The sequence below is a fragment of the Blautia sp. MSJ-9 genome, from assembly GCF_018919065.1.
GTDB lineage: Bacteria > Bacillota > Clostridia > Lachnospirales > Lachnospiraceae > Blautia_A.
In genome coordinates, this window is record NZ_JAHLQG010000012.1 from 169,070 (window position 1) to 184,501 (window position 15,432).

General features: G+C 37.5%; 13 protein-coding genes. 2 read left to right on the plus strand and 11 right to left on the minus strand.

The window, feature by feature from the left end:
* Positions 1 to 34: 34 nt before the first annotated feature.
* From KQI87_RS03290 to KQI87_RS03305, 4 genes are read right to left on the minus strand one after another with little or no spacing between them, the layout of a single operon-like run.
* Positions 35 to 1,375 (minus strand): ABC transporter substrate-binding protein, encoded by a 1,341-nt coding sequence (locus tag KQI87_RS03290; RefSeq protein WP_216458904.1) that lies wholly within the window; start codon positions 1,373 to 1,375, stop codon positions 35 to 37.
* A 48-nt stretch (positions 1,376 to 1,423) separates the two neighbouring features.
* The gene (locus KQI87_RS03295) at positions 1,424 to 2,266 is read right to left on the minus strand and encodes a carbohydrate ABC transporter permease (RefSeq protein ID WP_216458905.1); all 843 of its coding nucleotides are present in this window, start codon (positions 2,264 to 2,266) and stop codon (positions 1,424 to 1,426) included.
* Positions 2,256 to 3,149 (minus strand): carbohydrate ABC transporter permease, encoded by an 894-nt coding sequence (locus tag KQI87_RS03300; RefSeq protein ID WP_216458906.1) that lies wholly within the window; start codon positions 3,147 to 3,149, stop codon positions 2,256 to 2,258. Before KQI87_RS03300 ends, KQI87_RS03295 begins: the two co-directional genes overlap by 11 nt.
* 1 nt (position 3,150) lies before the next feature.
* Positions 3,151 to 3,969 (minus strand): HAD family hydrolase, encoded by an 819-nt coding sequence (locus KQI87_RS03305; protein WP_216458907.1) that lies wholly within the window; start codon positions 3,967 to 3,969, stop codon positions 3,151 to 3,153.
* Between the two features lie 221 nt (positions 3,970 to 4,190).
* On the opposite strand from KQI87_RS03305, the gene KQI87_RS03310 reads away from it, so the two are divergent.
* Complete coding sequence (locus KQI87_RS03310; RefSeq protein ID WP_216458908.1) at positions 4,191 to 4,946, plus strand: GntR family transcriptional regulator; 756 nt, start codon at positions 4,191 to 4,193, stop codon at positions 4,944 to 4,946.
* 108 nt (positions 4,947 to 5,054) lie between these two features.
* Here the strand turns inward: KQI87_RS03310 and ade are convergent, their stop codons facing one another.
* The 7 genes from ade to deoD all read right to left on the minus strand — a co-directional run bounded on the left by ade (position 5,055) and on the right by deoD (position 13,344).
* Positions 5,055 to 6,800, minus strand: coding sequence for an adenine deaminase (ade, locus tag KQI87_RS03315; protein ID WP_216458909.1), 1,746 nt, complete (start codon positions 6,798 to 6,800; stop codon positions 5,055 to 5,057).
* Entirely contained in the window at positions 6,781 to 7,920 is a 1,140-nt protein-coding gene (locus KQI87_RS03320; protein WP_216458910.1) for a nucleoside 2-deoxyribosyltransferase, read from the minus strand. The genes ade and KQI87_RS03320 overlap by 20 nt, the downstream gene beginning before the upstream one ends.
* 24 nt (positions 7,921 to 7,944) lie before the next feature.
* Entirely contained in the window at positions 7,945 to 8,898 is a 954-nt protein-coding gene (locus tag KQI87_RS03325; RefSeq protein ID WP_216458911.1) for a nucleoside hydrolase, read from the minus strand.
* A gap of 169 nt (positions 8,899 to 9,067) precedes the next feature.
* Positions 9,068 to 10,288 carry a M28 family metallopeptidase gene (locus KQI87_RS03330; RefSeq protein ID WP_216458912.1) on the minus strand — a complete coding sequence of 407 codons (1,221 nt, stop codon included), beginning with the start codon at positions 10,286 to 10,288 and terminating at the stop codon, positions 9,068 to 9,070.
* 19 nt (positions 10,289 to 10,307) lie between these two features.
* Positions 10,308 to 11,333, minus strand: a complete 1,026-nt coding sequence (locus KQI87_RS03335; protein WP_216458913.1) for a LacI family DNA-binding transcriptional regulator — start codon at positions 11,331 to 11,333, stop codon at positions 10,308 to 10,310.
* 87 nt (positions 11,334 to 11,420) lie between these two features.
* On the minus strand, positions 11,421 to 12,611 hold the full coding sequence (locus KQI87_RS03340; protein WP_216458925.1) for a phosphopentomutase: 1,191 nt from the start codon (positions 12,609 to 12,611) through the stop codon (positions 11,421 to 11,423).
* A gap of 22 nt (positions 12,612 to 12,633) precedes the next feature.
* The gene (deoD, locus tag KQI87_RS03345; protein WP_216458914.1) at positions 12,634 to 13,344 is read right to left on the minus strand and encodes a purine-nucleoside phosphorylase; all 711 of its coding nucleotides are present in this window, start codon (positions 13,342 to 13,344) and stop codon (positions 12,634 to 12,636) included.
* A 116-nt stretch (positions 13,345 to 13,460) separates the two neighbouring features.
* Between deoD and KQI87_RS03350 the strand changes: the two genes are divergently transcribed.
* Positions 13,461 to 14,168 carry a Crp/Fnr family transcriptional regulator gene (locus KQI87_RS03350; RefSeq protein WP_216458915.1) on the plus strand — a complete coding sequence of 236 codons (708 nt, stop codon included), beginning with the start codon at positions 13,461 to 13,463 and terminating at the stop codon, positions 14,166 to 14,168.
* Positions 14,169 to 15,432 lie beyond the last annotated feature (1,264 nt).

A 15,432-nucleotide genomic window follows, 5' to 3' on the forward strand; every position in this document is an offset into this window, starting at 1 on the left:
TAGAGCAGTGCTATGGCAGTTGTGGTATATTTACTTACTGGTTTGCTCTGTTGTACTCGTCAAACAGTTTGTTACATTCATCAATTACATAGTCTGTTGCTTCTTCTGGTGAAAGATCACCTTCGCAAAGATAAACAGCAGCATCTTTGATTGCAGTGTCAACACTTCCCTGCATCATAAGTACCGGTTCCTGAACGTTTGGTTTTGTAGCCTCAAACTGGGTTAATGCAGTCTGAACAGCCGGATTTTCTTTTATATAAGCAGAGTAATCATCCAATTTCTCTGTATTTACATTGATTGGAAGATATCCGGTTGCCTGACACCATGTAGACTGAGTTTCTGCAGAAGCAGCATACTGAATAAACTCCCATGCAGCTGCTTTTTTCGCATCATCGCCCTTGTCGAACATACATAAAGAAGCTCCACCAATTGCAGCTCCACCTTTATCTGTACTGCTGTCAATTCCTGGAATTGTTGTTACGTTCCAGTTAACACCACTGTCTTTTGTAAGATTTGTGACAGAAGCAATACGAGCAGAAGACATAAGGGTCATTGCATTGGCTCCAGTAGCAAACTCTTCATTCTGATTATCATAGTTATATTTAAATCCACCAGTTTCTGCAATCTTTTGCCAGGATGTAAATACATTTAACATCTGGTCTCTACAAGTAACTTCTGTAATAAGACCATCACGTCCATTATTATTATCACCAAATGGAGTTCCATCTCCTTGGTTTCCTACAAGGTTAACCATCTCATAACGGTCAAGTTCTGCATTAAATCCGTATCTTGTAACATTGTCACCATCTTTTACGGTAAGCTTTTCACATGCATCTGCAATTTCATCCAGCGTTTTTGGCGGATTTTCTGGGTCCAGTCCTACCTCATTGAATGCATCAACATTGTAATACAGAAGAAGTGTGGAGCTGTTAAATGGCATACAAATCTGTTTTCCCTTATATGTATAAGTCTGAACTGTTGCCGGAAGAATATCCTCTTTCGCAAGTGTTGCAGTTCCAGCTCCATACATATCATCAACAGGTACTGTATTCTCATAATCTCCTACAACAGGAAGAGAAGCACCATATACAAGACATACATCTGGCATGTTTTCTGTGTCTTCAGCCTGGATAAGTGTTTTTAACTTGCTTGCAGTATCACTGCCCTGGAATACGCTGTTTGCTTGAATTCCAAGTTCTTTCCCAACAGTATCGTTAAAGTTGGAAACCATTGCTTCAAAAGCTTCTCCGTTGGATCCCTCCATGGAATGCCATACATCAAAAGTTACAACTTCATCAGCATGTACACTCACCGGTGCTGCCATGAGAGATGCAGTCATTGCCGCAGTTAAAACTGCACTTACGATTTTTTTCATAGGTAAAATCCTCCTTAAAATTTTGTACTCAGACCTCCTGTCTGGTATTTATCCTTTCACGCCGCCCGACATCATTCCAGCTACAATCTTCTTCTGGAATGTAAAAAACAGGAAAAGCGTAGGGATCATAACAATTGTTGATGCTGCCATAATCGGACCATACACCGTACCTTCCGAAAAGTTCAGCATTGTAATACCAACCTGAACCGTTCTCATATCCGTCTGGTTCGTTACTAATAATGGCCACAAATAAGTATTCCAGGTTCCAATAAATGCTGTAATAAACACAGTGAGTAAGGTAGACACATTTGTTGGAAGAAGAATGGTAAGGAAAAATTTAAAGTTTGAACATCCATCAATATGCGCAGCTTCTTTTAAGGATACTGCAAATGTTAAAAAGCTCTGACGCAGCTGGAAAATATTCATTGCAGAAACAAAAAACACAATCATCATACCAAGGTAGGTATTGATTAGTCCCATTGAGGATACTGTACGGTAATTCGCAACCAGTACAATATCTGCCGGAATCATAATCGTTGCCAACATTACCATAAAGATCACATTCTTACATGGGAAATCCAAAAAGGCAAATGCAAAAGCTGCAAGGGAGGAAACTGCAAGGCGAACAACACTTGCTCCCAGCGCAATGATTAAAGAGTTTAACATAAAACGCATTAAGGGTGCACTTGTAAGGGCAGTCTTATAATTTTCCAAAGTCCATTTCTTTGGGATCAGATTTACTCCTCCTGCAAGAACCTGTGATGGTTCCATAAAAGAAATAAGCACCGCATATATGATAGGAAATGCAATTGTTAATCCCAAACAAATATATATCGCCTGGAGTATTCCATCGCCAACTTTACTTCTTTTCTTAACTCTGTTAGTTGTCATAGTTTACTCCCTTCTTCTCATAGATAAATGTAATAATTGTAGCAATCATTGTAATTCCAAATGCAATTACTGCAGATGCATATGCATTATTATAATTCGAATTTTCAGATGCCTGTTTATACATCCATGAAATCATAGTTTCTGTGCTTCCAAGCGGTCCGCCTTGTGTCAGAATCAGCGATAATCCAGACATCATGATCATCTTTGCAAGTGAATTACAAAGCAAAAAGAAAACGGTTGGAGATACCAGCGGAAGCACAACTTTTGTTGCTTTCTGGAACACATTTGCTCCTTCTACATCTGCTGCCTCCAGTTTATCTGCATCAATTCCCCGTACCGCGGATAAAATAAACAGAAAGTTGTATCCAATATTCATCCAAACTTGGATAATGATTAATACCCAAAGTGCAGTATCTTTATCATTCAGCCATTTGATACTCGATCCCGTAAGAGCATTTATGATGCCCAGTGTAGGGCTGAACATCAATTCAAATATCATTGCTGATACAGAAGTTGACATCGCCATCGGAAGTGAAAACAAAGTTTCATATATTGGCGAAGTCTTTCTCTTCTTGGAAGCAATCATTGCTAAACAAAAAGCAAGTCCTACAGAAAACGGGACTGTGAAAACTGTAAATTTTAAAGAATTAAAAATAGCCTTAACAAAGCTTGAATTATGTAATACACTTACATAATTCTCCAAACCTATAAATTCTTTGACCTTTCCCATAGAATCTAAAAGAAAAAAAGATTCTGATACTGTTTTTGCAAACGGATAATAGACAAATATGCCTAAAAATATAAACGCTGGTGCCAGATAAAAAATCGGTTCAAATTTCTGAAACAATGTTTTCTTTCGTTTTTTTACGACTGGTTTTCCCATACTATACCTCCACATCAAAGAGGAATTTGTTAATAGCCTCAATCACACCTGCTTCAACTTCTCCTTTTGCCACATAGTCAGCCACCTCTTTTAATTTGGATGTTGCATTTCCTACCGCAACGCCCAGACCCACCATGCTTACAATCTCAATGTCATTTGTGTGATCTCCAATTGCCATAACTTCATCTTTACTCAGCTTCATGTAGTCAATCAAGCGCTCAACTCCTGATGCCTTCGAACATCCTTCTGCAACAATTTCCATGGAATAATCTCCATATTGATAATAACTGAATCCCCCACCCAGTTTATCCAGTTCTTTCGCAACCCTGGTAATTAATCCTGTACGGTAATCATCCAGTACATACACCTTGTGTACTTCCTGATTCCATACATCATCTGTATCGCCCAGAGTTTCATCATATCCTTTGTACTTATGAAGCCTTGCTTCAATCCAAGGGGTCCGTTTAATTGGCCTTTCTCTGTCTTCGTAGCTAAAGATAACGGTAAACTTAGGATCTTCCTGCATAAACCTTCTCAATGAATCCCGCAACAAAGAAGCTTTTAACATTTTACTGTAAATAATTTTCCCATTGGAATAAAGGATACTCCCATTATTTGCCACATACGGGATCTGCAAATTAGCTTCCTTTTCAAATACCTCTACTCTATAGGGCATTCTTCCTGTGGCAAAAGTAAAATAAATTCCTTTTTCCTTAAGCCTTTGAATGGTATTTATGACATCTTTGCTTAAATGCACTTCTTTATGTACTAAAGTATCATCAATATCACAGACTACCATTTTAATATTGTTTTTCTCCATGTTCCTCCTTCTCTGCTCTTTATCTTGTATTGTTGTCTATATATTAATACAAGTTAATCAGGTTGTCAATATCTTTAATGTTAAACATTTGTAAGAAATGTGAGCTATTTCAGTTAAATCAATATGTGTTTTGTTAAATTTCACAACAAATAGAGCTTGATTTCTACTTGTATTATTGTATATACTATACATAACAACAATTTACAAAGTGAGGATTGATAATGACTCAAACAATTTTACCAAACAAATTAATAGACCGTTCATCTCCTATTCCCGCTTATCAGCAAATAGCCAATGATATTTCAAAACGAATTGCACAAAGAGAATGGAAAATAAATGATAAATTGCCATCTGAGCAAGAACTTGCGCAAAACTATGGAGTCAGCAGAGTAACCATCCGCCAAGCTATGGCGCAACTTGAACGCGATGGTCTTATTGAAAAGTTCCAAGGAAAGGGTGCATACGTAAAAAGCAATCCCCGCTGTCTTGTTCAGGATCTTTCCTTTCCATCTCTTGATCTTGCTCATACGGAGAAAAATCCGATTACCAGCCGGATCATTTTGGAAGAAGAAATAACACCTCCAACTTCTGAAGTTTGTCATATGCTTGGTATTCACGACAATACGATCCTGATTCACTTTCTTCGCCTGCATTACTTCAGGGAACGTCCGGCAGGATTAAGCAATATCTGGTTTCCAAAAGAAAAAGTACCAGATATTACTGCAGATTCACTGGTAGAAAACAGTATTTCCAAAACACTGTTCTATACATATCATTATGATATCGAATTTATTGATAACAGCATTGAATCTATGAAATTAAGTGTTAACGAAGCCAGCTTATTGAATTCTATCTATGATGCACCGGGACTGCTTATCAATTCCCAATATTTATTAGCAGACGAAACTCCAATTGAATACTCAAGTACAATCTGGTTAAGTGCTTGTACCAAACTACATTATCGCGTAACCAAGTAATTTTAAGAACTGTTACATACACACATTTTTGTATATAAAAAAGGAATTGTATAAAATCTACAATTCCTTTTTTATATACCTCGTCACAGTCATATCTATAACATTATTTTATTTTTCATCAAAAAATACATCGACAACTTTTTGTTGGTTCACATCAATCAACCCATATGTATTTAACCTTAATTCCGGAATTACAGGAAGACTTGTAAAAGCCAATGTCATAAAGGGGTCAATGTTCTCAGCAATACCAAGCTCTACGATTTTTTCCTTCAACTCTTCCAACCTGTTTTTTGTTTCATTAATTCCCATATCACTCATCAGTCCAGCAATTGGAAGCGGAAGTTCTCCTAAAATTTCGCCACCAGAAACAACTGCAAGTCCGCCTTGGTTTGCTTTCACACAATTTGCCGCAAGCGCAATATCTCTGTCGTTTGTACCTATTGCAATCAGGTTATGAGAGTCATGCGCAATACTAGATGCAACTGCTCCTTTTTTTAATCCGTATCCTTTAATAAAGCCAATTCCAATATGCCCGGAGCCATGGTGTCTTTCACATACCACTGCTTTTAGAATGTCTTCTTTTAAACTAACGCCTTCCGGAAGGTTTTCTTCGTGCTTTTTCGGCACAATCAGTTCTCTGGTTAGTAATTCTCCAGGCACTAATTCAATAACCCTCTCATATGAACCAGTGCTTTTTACCTTAAGGTCTTTCTCACACAGTTCTTGCATATGGAAAGAATGAAATACCGCATTATATTTTTCTTCTGAAACTTCTTTTTTAGAAGAATCTGTATTACAACGTTTTCCATCTTTCCAAACTTCCTGCACGTTAAAATCCAACAGGTTGTCAAATACCACCAAATCTGCACGATAGCCAGGTGCTACGGCTCCTCTGTCTTTAAGACCAAAATACTGTGCTGCATTCCAGCTTGCCATTTTAATTGCAATAATCGGATCTGCACCAAGCACAACCGCTTTTCTGATAATATAATCCATATGTCCCTTTTTCAGCAAATCGCCAGGATGTTTATCGTCAGTAACAAACATACAGCGCTGATAATACTGTGGAGAGCATAAATTCACAAGCGCTTCCAGATTTTTTGCAGCAGTACCCTCCCGAATCATAATCCACTGCCCCTGTTGCATTTTTTCAATGGCTTCTTCGATATCTACACATTCATGATCGGAACGGATTCCCACACCAGCGTATCCATTTAACTCTTTTCCTTTTAAGGCCGGAGCATGTCCATCAATGATTTTATTGTGCTTCTTTGACACCGCAATTTTTCCAATTACGTTTCTATCACAGTTAACAACCCCATATGCATTCATGAGTTCTGCAAGTCCCAGAACTCTTTCATTTTCAAAATAGGGTTCTATATCTGCAGCGTTAAGGACTGCACCTGATTCATCCAGATAGGTAGCCGGTACACAGGAAGGAACCATAAAGAAAACATCCAGTTTCAAGTTTTCGGTTGCTTCCAACATATACTTAAGGCCTTCATGTCCCGCTACGTTTGCAATCTCATGCGGATCTGTGACAACAGTTGTTGTTCCATGCGGCATAACGGCCGCCTGAAATTCTTCTGGAGATACCATAGAACTCTCAAGATGAATATGTCCATCTATAAAACCGGGACATAAAAACTTCCCCGACAAATCTTTTTCTTCAATACCGCTATATTTTCCAACTCCAACAATATATCCATTGTCAATAGCGACATCCGCTGTCACGACCGTATTGGTAAAAACATTAATAATATTGGCATTTTTTAAAACCAATTCAGATTTTTCTTTGCCAGTTGCGGTTTGTATTTGTTTTACAAGATCTCTCTCATTTGAAAATCCAGTCACTATCTCTCACCCTTTTTAAATCTTCTGCAACCTTTGAAATAATCTCTTCAAATTTTCCTTCAAATATTTTCATGGAGGAACCAAACATTAAATTCACCGGATAATTAAAGTTCTCGACATTGCTTCCGGTATGGTCACGAAATTCCCTTTTTTCTGCTAAATGTGGAATTTTCTCTATTAATGGTGCTGTATTATCCATATATCCATAGAGTTTTTTCCCGAGCTGGAAAGCCATTCCGCATTCAAAACCGACTTCATTATTTACCTCATAGCCACGATAATCATTCAAATTGGCTATAATCACATCACAGTTTCTAACATGCTGCTGATAATTATCAAACAGATTTGCGGCCCATTTATATAAGTTATCGGTTTTCATTTTTTTTACCCCCGGCGCCCAGTCTACCGGTGTATAGACAGTAAATCCATATTTTTCGCATATTTCCTTCATCTTAGAAAATACTTCATGAGCATTTTCCTGGTAACGTTCGATTCCAGATAAATATACAATTGGTTTGTCTTTCGTCATAACGGTTCTTGCAGTTGTATAATCTACAAAATGGTTTCTCTGAGTATAATATTTTAATTCCTCTTCTTTATCCACGATCATAGTTTTCAGGCAGTCTTCAAAACTGCCCTCAATAATTTTCGTAGAGCCAATGATACATGGTGAAAATGGAAGTTTATTATACTTTTCGCAGTTTCCTAATTCATCCAGAGTTTTCCCATCCTTTAATCCCGCTCTGATATTTTTGGTTGCAAAGCTTCTTTTATCTCTTGTGTAGCCATAACATTTGGCGCCCTTTGCATAAGCCATTCCAATTTCGTAAATAGTACCGCTATCCGGTTCTGCACCACGATATGCTTCCAGATCTGCAACGATTGCAGTTGTATCTAGCATTACCTTTTTCAAATTAGCAAAAATACTGTCTGCACGTTTTTGAAGATCTTCGTTTTCCATATCCAACGGATCATTATTGGGTAATGTCACGGAAAATCCTAAAGATTCCGCTTTTGCTTTCATTGCAGCAAGCTGATCATAACCGTATGTATAAAAACATTCCGGTCCCGCAATATAAATGGCCTCATTTTTTAATAACTCATACTGATATCGATACATTTTACTAAACCCTCATCTTTCTCTTTAAGCCAATACCAGATCCATTAATAATCCAAGGAATCTGCCACAGTCTGCCTTACGTCCTACCTTGATAAAAGGAAGATGTTCCCATACAAAATGATGTCTTCTGTCAATAACTGTCATACCCAGCGTCAGACCGTCTTTTGTTTCAACTCCAACATGTGCATCCATTGTTTCAACAAGGGTATTGTCAATTGCATAGGCCACTGCCATACAGTCGATAACCGTACAATATGCATCAAATCCTCTTCCATTTACAAAATGAATGGCGTTTAACAAAAATTTTGCTTCAGGCTTATCACTTTTTTCAAGACGTGCAATATCTGCATCACTAAAGTTCACATCAAAATAAGTGGCAACATCAAGTCCTAAACATACAAGTTTGACACCAGATTCATATACAATTTTTGCAGCTTCCGGATCGACATATACGTTCCATTCACTCTGCGGGGTATCACCAGTTGCATTTAAGAAGGCATAATCATTAAGTCCAAAAGCACCGGAAATTGCGATGATTTCCGGAATCATATCTTTTATTTCAGGAGCTTTGATCATTGCCATTGCAATATTACTCATTGGGCCTGTGGAAACCAGTGTAACTTCGCCTGGATTTGCTTTTACTGTCTCAATGATAAGATCAACCGCATCTAATTTGGATAACGGTATTTTCGGATCTGGAAGAAATGCTTCTGCCTGTCCATCTTTTCCATGCGTAAATGGATCACTTGGGCTTTTACGAATAATTGGATTTGCCATGCCGCGTGCAACTGGAATATCAGTTCTATTCAGTAATTCCAATACCTTTCTTGCATTTATACATGTTACATCTACTGGATAATTACCATTTACGGTTGTTACTGCCATTACATCAAGTTTTGGTGATTTAACTGCCATAACGATTGCCATAGAATCATCCATACCTGGGTCACAGTCTAAAATAATTTTCTTTGTTTCCATTTTTCCGTCTCCTTTGCTAAATTTTGCTAAATTATATCATCATATTTTATCTTTTTCAATATGTATCACATATTATTTTAGCTTTATTTATCTTTATTCAAAAAAAAGAAACATACACAGAAATTTCGATGTATGTTTCCACAAAATATTTACTAAATATAAAACAAGATTATTTTTTCCTTTTTCTAAACAGATATTCATCCAGTTCTGTTTTTATATTATCCGGAATTTGCCTGGCAACAGGACAAACGGCAGCTTTCGCCAGGCGTTCTGTAAAGTTGGATAAAAAATTGATATCCTTTTGTAACTGTTTCATTGATAAGACATCTTTTAAGTCATAACGGCTGTGAATAGGTGCAATACTCGTGTGTGCAATACGTGCAAAAGATACTGCAGGTATTCCTTTATCTGCAAATGGCGTAGAGTCACTAGAATAGACTCCAGATCTTGCTGCAATCGGAAATCCCACTTCTGCTGCCATATATGCAATATAATGTTCAAGTTTTTCTTCAGCGGATACACTGGCAATAAACTGTCCCATATAACTTCCGATCATATCCAGATTGATATTTAAAACCATTTGTTCCAGTTCTTTTTTATGATCCTGTACATATGCTTTTGAGCCCAGCAGGCCACACTCCTCGCTTCCACAAAAAAGAAAACGAAGGCCAAAATTTCTTTCCTTGTCCCGCATTTTTTCCATAATACCAAGCAGACCAACGCATCCACTCATATTATCGTATGCTCCATGGGATAGGGATGTAGAATCATAGTGTGCACTTAGCACAATCCATTCCTTCCTTTTTCCTGGAAGTTCTGCAATAACGTTATGGGATTCTCCTTCATATTCATTCTGTTCTACTTCCAGGCATACTCTTTTTGTTTCGTTCTTTACTAGTTTTACTGCTTCATTAACATTAATCATTGCACATAAAACTTTTCTTTCCTTTCCTACCACATCTTCTCTTAATTCTCTCTGATCAATGTCTGTGTTCGGATAATGTGCGTCCCCATATCGGAAAAGAATTGCCTTCGCACCGGCTTTCATTAAATCCTGGTAAGTAAAAAATGAAATATTTGATGTATCCAGTAAAACGACTTTATCTGCAGCACCAGTGATTGAAACAGGATCCGTTCCCGGCATATAATATAACTCACCTTCTACAGTTCCGCTACCACAGCCTTTGAAAGCTTTACAAGGTATCTCCACGCCATCGGCAAAGAGATGCGCTTTTTTAATCGTGCACATAGGAACCCTGAAATTTTCCATCTTTACCTGAGTCCCTATATTCTCACATTGCTTTTTCAAATAAACTGCAACCTGCAGTTCTTCTTTTGTTCCACTCGTATGGACAAAATCTGTATTTTCAAAAACCGTTTCCAGATTCAAACTATATCCCCCTAATTTTTCATAGGATCATTTTTCCCACGGATGCTCGCTCTTTTAGCACAGGTGTATAATAATAATTACTCGGAGCATCTTCTTCCTCTGTTTTTTCCATATCAGACAGCATCACTTCAACAATCTTTTCAGCAAGCTGCTCCGTATTCTGTTCAACACTGGATAATGGTGGTGTAAGGAAATCACAGATTGAAGTATTATCGAATCCAACAACCGACAATTCCTCTGGAATTTTAATCTTTTCTTTCTTGGCATATTCATAAATTCCAACTGCGATCTCATCGTTTCCAGCGAAAATTGCGGTTACCCCCTTAGGAATAAGATCTTCTGCCCCCATCTCGCCTGTATTTCTCGTAAACTCGCCATAATAAACCAGCTTCTCATCATATGAAATATCACAACTCACCAAAGCCTGCTTATATCCATCCATTCTTTTCCGAACGGTATAGGCATCCTTTTTTCCCATGATACAGCCGATTTTTCTATGCCCACAATGTATCAAAGATTCTGTCGCAATTTTTCCACCCAGCTTATTGTCAGTCGTTACGAAGTCACAAAACACAGAATATACTGCGCGGTCCACAAGTATCATAGGAACGCCACTATTTTGCAAAGCTTTCAGCATTTTGGGCAGCTTCGTATCTTTTTTGCCCGTACAAGGAGGTATCACGATAATTCCATCCACATTTTTGCAAGTCAGGCTTTCTAATGCCTTATAACAACAGTCAAGATCATTTCCAACTGTACATTGAAAGACTGTATACCCTTTTTTATATAATTCCTGAGTGATCTTATAAGACAAATCTAAAAAGAATGAAATTGGCTCTGGAATAATAAGTCCTACCGTCTTAATGTTGCCAAACCTGTCTGCAGAAATCAATTCCTGATCCTGAAATTTCATTTCTCTGGCTACACGTAAAATTTTTTCTTTTGTTGCTTCCGCCAAGCGGCAGGGACGGTCATTCAAAACCTGTGACACTGCGGTTGGCGACACTCCTGCAACTTTTGCGATATCTTTAATCTTTACCTTCACGAAATTCCCCTCTGCTAAATTAATTTAGCAAAATTATAATATACTTCAAAAATCCCGTCAAGGACATTCTGTTCTTCTTACAGCATTCTATTTCAGTTCTGCCAGTAATGAATTTCCAATAGTATTTTCCGGCATCTTTACATCAAAATTATCTGTAATTGTACAACCAACTACAGCGAATGAGTTTTGATCATCCAGCTTTTTACCGGACTTCATGGACGGAGAATACATCAGTAATGGTACCATTTCTTTTGTATGGTCGGTTCCTTTAAAAGTTGGGTCATTGCCATGGTCTGCTGTTACCATCAGCAGATCATCCTCTTTCATTTTTGAAAGAAACTCTCCAAGCTTTACATCAAATTTTTCTAATTCCTGTGCATAACCTTCCGTATTGCGTCGATGGCCCCACAGTGCATCAAAATCGACCAGATTCGTAAATACCAGACCAGTAAAGTCTTTATCCAATAAAGAAATTGTCTGTTCCATACCATGTACACTGCTAACAGACTTATAGCTCTCCGTTATTCCTTCTCCATCGAAAATATCTTTTATTTTTCCAACACTAATAACATCGTAATCTGCAGCCTTTAATGCGTCCAGTGCTGTTTTTCCACTTGGTTTTAAGGCATAATCATGCCGGTTAGATGTTCTTTTAAATTCTCCACGTTTCTTTCCAACATAAGGTCTGGCAATCACGCGCCCAACTTTCCACTCATCTTTCATTGTAATTTCACGTGCGATTTCGCAGCAGCGATATAATTCTTCCAGTCCAAATGTCTCTTCATTTCCACAGATCTGAAGTACAGAATCTGCTGAGGTGTAGACAATCATATGCCCTGTTGTAATTTCCTCTTCCCCAAGTTCATCAAGGATTTCGGTACCACTTGCGCTCTTATTTCCAATAATGACTCTTCCAGTCCTTTTTGACAGTTCATCAATCAGTTCCTTTGGAAAGCCAGTTTCCGTAAACGTCTGAAAAGGTTTCGTAATATGAAGTCCCATCATTTCCCAGTGGCCAGTCATGGTATCTTTTCCGATACTGGCCTCAAGCAGTCTGGCCTGATATCCCTGGATATCACCGGTATAATTTACATGCGTGAGTTTATGCAGTCTTCCCAATCCCAGTTTTGCAAGATTCGGAATTTTTAATTCCGAAACATTTTCATCAATATGTCCGCATGTATCACAGCCTTCATCATCATATTCATCTGCATTCGGCATTGCTCCAATTCCAAAGGAGTCTATCACAATTGTAAAAATTCTTTTATATTTTCTCATCATTCTGATCCTTTCTGCCCCATTACAGGCAAGCTTCCAATGCAACTTTCATCATATCTGTAAATGCTGTCTGACGTTCCTCTGCAGTTGCTTTTTGACCCAGTGGGAATGAATCAGATATAGTTAATAGGCAAGCTGCCTTCTTCCCCAGTACATCCGCATTATGGAACAACGCGAAACTTTCCATATCGACACATGCACACTGGTGTTTTCTATTGATTTCTTTATAGTCATCAACATTTTTTTCACAATAGAACACATCGCTTGAATGAACTCTGGCAAGTGTTACCGGAATCTTCAGTTCTTCTGCCACTTTCATAATTTTTTTATTCAGTTCTTGATTCGGTAAAATGATGTCCTTATCATATCCATTTTGTGTCCGTGCAAATGTAGACTCACTCCAAACGCTATCTGCAAGTACAACATCTTTTAATGCAAGGTTGGCAACATAGGCTCCTGCAGAGCCAATTCGGATAATCTGATCTACATCATATAAAGAAAACAGCTCATAAGAATAAATTCCCATTGAGCCCATTCCCATTCCACTTGCCATAACAGTAACCTTTTCCCCTTTATAGGTTCCCGTATATGCATAAATGTTTCTGACTGAATTTACCAATTCAGGATTTTCCAGAAATGTTTCCGCAATAAATTTCGCACGTAATGGATCCCCTGGCATTAAAACTTTTTTTGCAATCTGGCCTTTCTCAGCCTGGTTATGTGGTGTTGGCATAATTTCCTTCTCCTTTAGCTCTTGATTTTTATATGATTATAAAATATTATAGAAATCAAAAATAAAAAAGGCCATTTGGCACTTTTAACCAAATATATTTTGGAGTGATTATCAGTATGAAAAATATAGATTTACAAACACTTTCATCCAACGAACAGACATTTGTGAAACAATTTCTTGGAAATGCTCCGCAAACTTTATTATCAGCGGCTATAATACAAAACCATCCTAAAAACCATAAACTAATCCGGGCCAATGACGCCTGCTCTTATGTTTATATTTTGCTAAAAGGGAAATTACAGGCAATCGAGGAAAGGTTATCTTATGAACCCTACCACTTTATGGAAATCTCTGCCATTAATATTGTCGGCGATTATGAATTGTTCATCCATGATATTTCCAGAATGGTTACGCTAATCACAATGGAGCCCTCTCGTTTTATATTGCTTCCAGCTAAAGATTATATTGAATGGATACGAGGTGACGCAGCCGCGCTTTTTCTTCGCATGCAAATGCTAATCAGACTCACTGTTCAGCAAAGTCAAAACGAACGCAAAATACATTTTTTAAGTAATCGGGATAAATTATTACATTTTTTGTGTTTTCAGTACAATCATTATGCACTTCCAGGTACTTTACTTCAGATTAAATACACACATACTGAATTAGCAAATATGACAGGATGTTCTGTTAGAACAATTAACAGATTAATAACGTATTTTAGTAAAGAAAACTTAATTTTAATTAAAAAAGGAAAAATATTTTTATCGGAAGACCAGATTCATTCAATTAACGGGCTCCTTATAAATTCTCCCAGGGCTTAACAGCCCCCAAAACCAAAATATTCAACATGCGATAAGCCTCCGCATAGATTAAACATGTAATAAATTTTCAAGTAAAAACTCAGAACAATGCAGTATTTTCTCTATGAGAGAGTTTTTCTTTAATAGACATCTCAAAATCAATTTTTCATAGTTGTTTCATATACCATCAGTCTCCAAACATTTTAATCACTTGCCCTTTTGCATTATATTTCGACTAATAAAAAACTCGAGTAGATATGGGGATTGCTCCCCATATCCCTTTACAGATCCGGACTTGCGCATCCAGCTCCTTGCAAATCTCCTAAAATTATCTGTAATCCCGTAGTAATGGTAGTATCCAACAAGCATCCTGTTTATCTTTATAATGATTTCTGGCAAAGACCTTGTCCTTATGTCTGCAATCCATCAATGTACTTCTTTGCATTTCTTTCTAAATTTCTTTCTGCTAGTTTTCCTCTTTACTCTGAACTTTCCATTCCTACTAGAACAGTAGTAAGTAAAACCAAGAAAATTAAAAGTTTCAGGTTTTCCCTCTCTTCTGTTCTACCTGTATCTTTTAGCAAATCTGCCAAATTCTATCAGGCGGCTCTTTCTTCTAATTCTAGTCCAAAGTACTGCATTCTACACTTTAGCCACTTATAGAATTGCTTCGCTTCATCTTTCTTCTATATATCATCTCCACAGAAAACAACGCCATCACATTTACCTAATAGTACATCAGCTCCGCAACTTGTCCACAGGAAGCTCCTATAGTTACATATTAACCTGTAATATTCTTATTTCGCTCCATTTTCCAGTAACTACACATTAATCTGTGACCTTACATTCTTCATATGTCTCAGAAAATAATCCTATCTCAACCATGGATCTTTGTTACCTTTTACGCTACACCTTTACCTGGTGTTTAAAATTCGCTCTGCTATCCCACCTTAATAGGGGATCTCATGCAAAGATCATCATTCTCCATATTGGTTTTTAACAAGATATTTTCAACACATCCTACATCGCATCCGGAACCCAAAATTGAAATTGCCTTCAAAACGTCGTTTTTTACTTTTTCAGAGTAATATTATACTAAAAAAGAAGTCTGTTATAGACTTCTAAATAATTCAAATTTTCATTTTCGGTTTCAGAAAAAAAATCTGATCGAGTAGGAGGGAAAATTAAATAAATTTTCCCGACCTCTCACACCACCGTGCGTACCGTTCGGTACACGGCGGTTCAATCAACTTAACAAGTAACACACCTTTCGGTGTAGTAATCT

What these genes read in the sequence shown, in the direction of transcription:
- KQI87_RS03305 (WP_216458907.1), bottom strand. Translation starts at nt 3,969, where the DNA reads ATGGAGAAAAACAATATTAAAATGGTAGTCTGTGATATTGATGATACT.
- KQI87_RS03320 (WP_216458910.1), bottom strand. Translation starts at nt 7,920, where the DNA reads ATGTATCGATATCAGTATGAGTTATTAAAAAATGAGGCCATTTATATT.
- KQI87_RS03325 (WP_216458911.1), bottom strand. Translation starts at nt 8,898, where the DNA reads ATGGAAACAAAGAAAATTATTTTAGACTGTGACCCAGGTATGGATGAT.
- KQI87_RS03290 (WP_216458904.1), bottom strand. Translation starts at nt 1,375, where the DNA reads ATGAAAAAAATCGTAAGTGCAGTTTTAACTGCGGCAATGACTGCATCT.
- KQI87_RS03340 (WP_216458925.1), bottom strand. Translation starts at nt 12,611, where the DNA reads ATGAGAAAATATAAAAGAATTTTTACAATTGTGATAGACTCCTTTGGA.
- KQI87_RS03295 (WP_216458905.1), bottom strand. Translation starts at nt 2,266, where the DNA reads ATGACAACTAACAGAGTTAAGAAAAGAAGTAAAGTTGGCGATGGAATA.
- KQI87_RS03310 (WP_216458908.1), top strand. Translation starts at nt 4,191, where the DNA reads ATGACTCAAACAATTTTACCAAACAAATTAATAGACCGTTCATCTCCT.
- KQI87_RS03350 (WP_216458915.1), top strand. Translation starts at nt 13,461, where the DNA reads ATGAAAAATATAGATTTACAAACACTTTCATCCAACGAACAGACATTT.
- deoD (WP_216458914.1), bottom strand. Translation starts at nt 13,344, where the DNA reads ATGCCAACACCACATAACCAGGCTGAGAAAGGCCAGATTGCAAAAAAA.
- KQI87_RS03300 (WP_216458906.1), bottom strand. Translation starts at nt 3,149, where the DNA reads ATGGGAAAACCAGTCGTAAAAAAACGAAAGAAAACATTGTTTCAGAAA.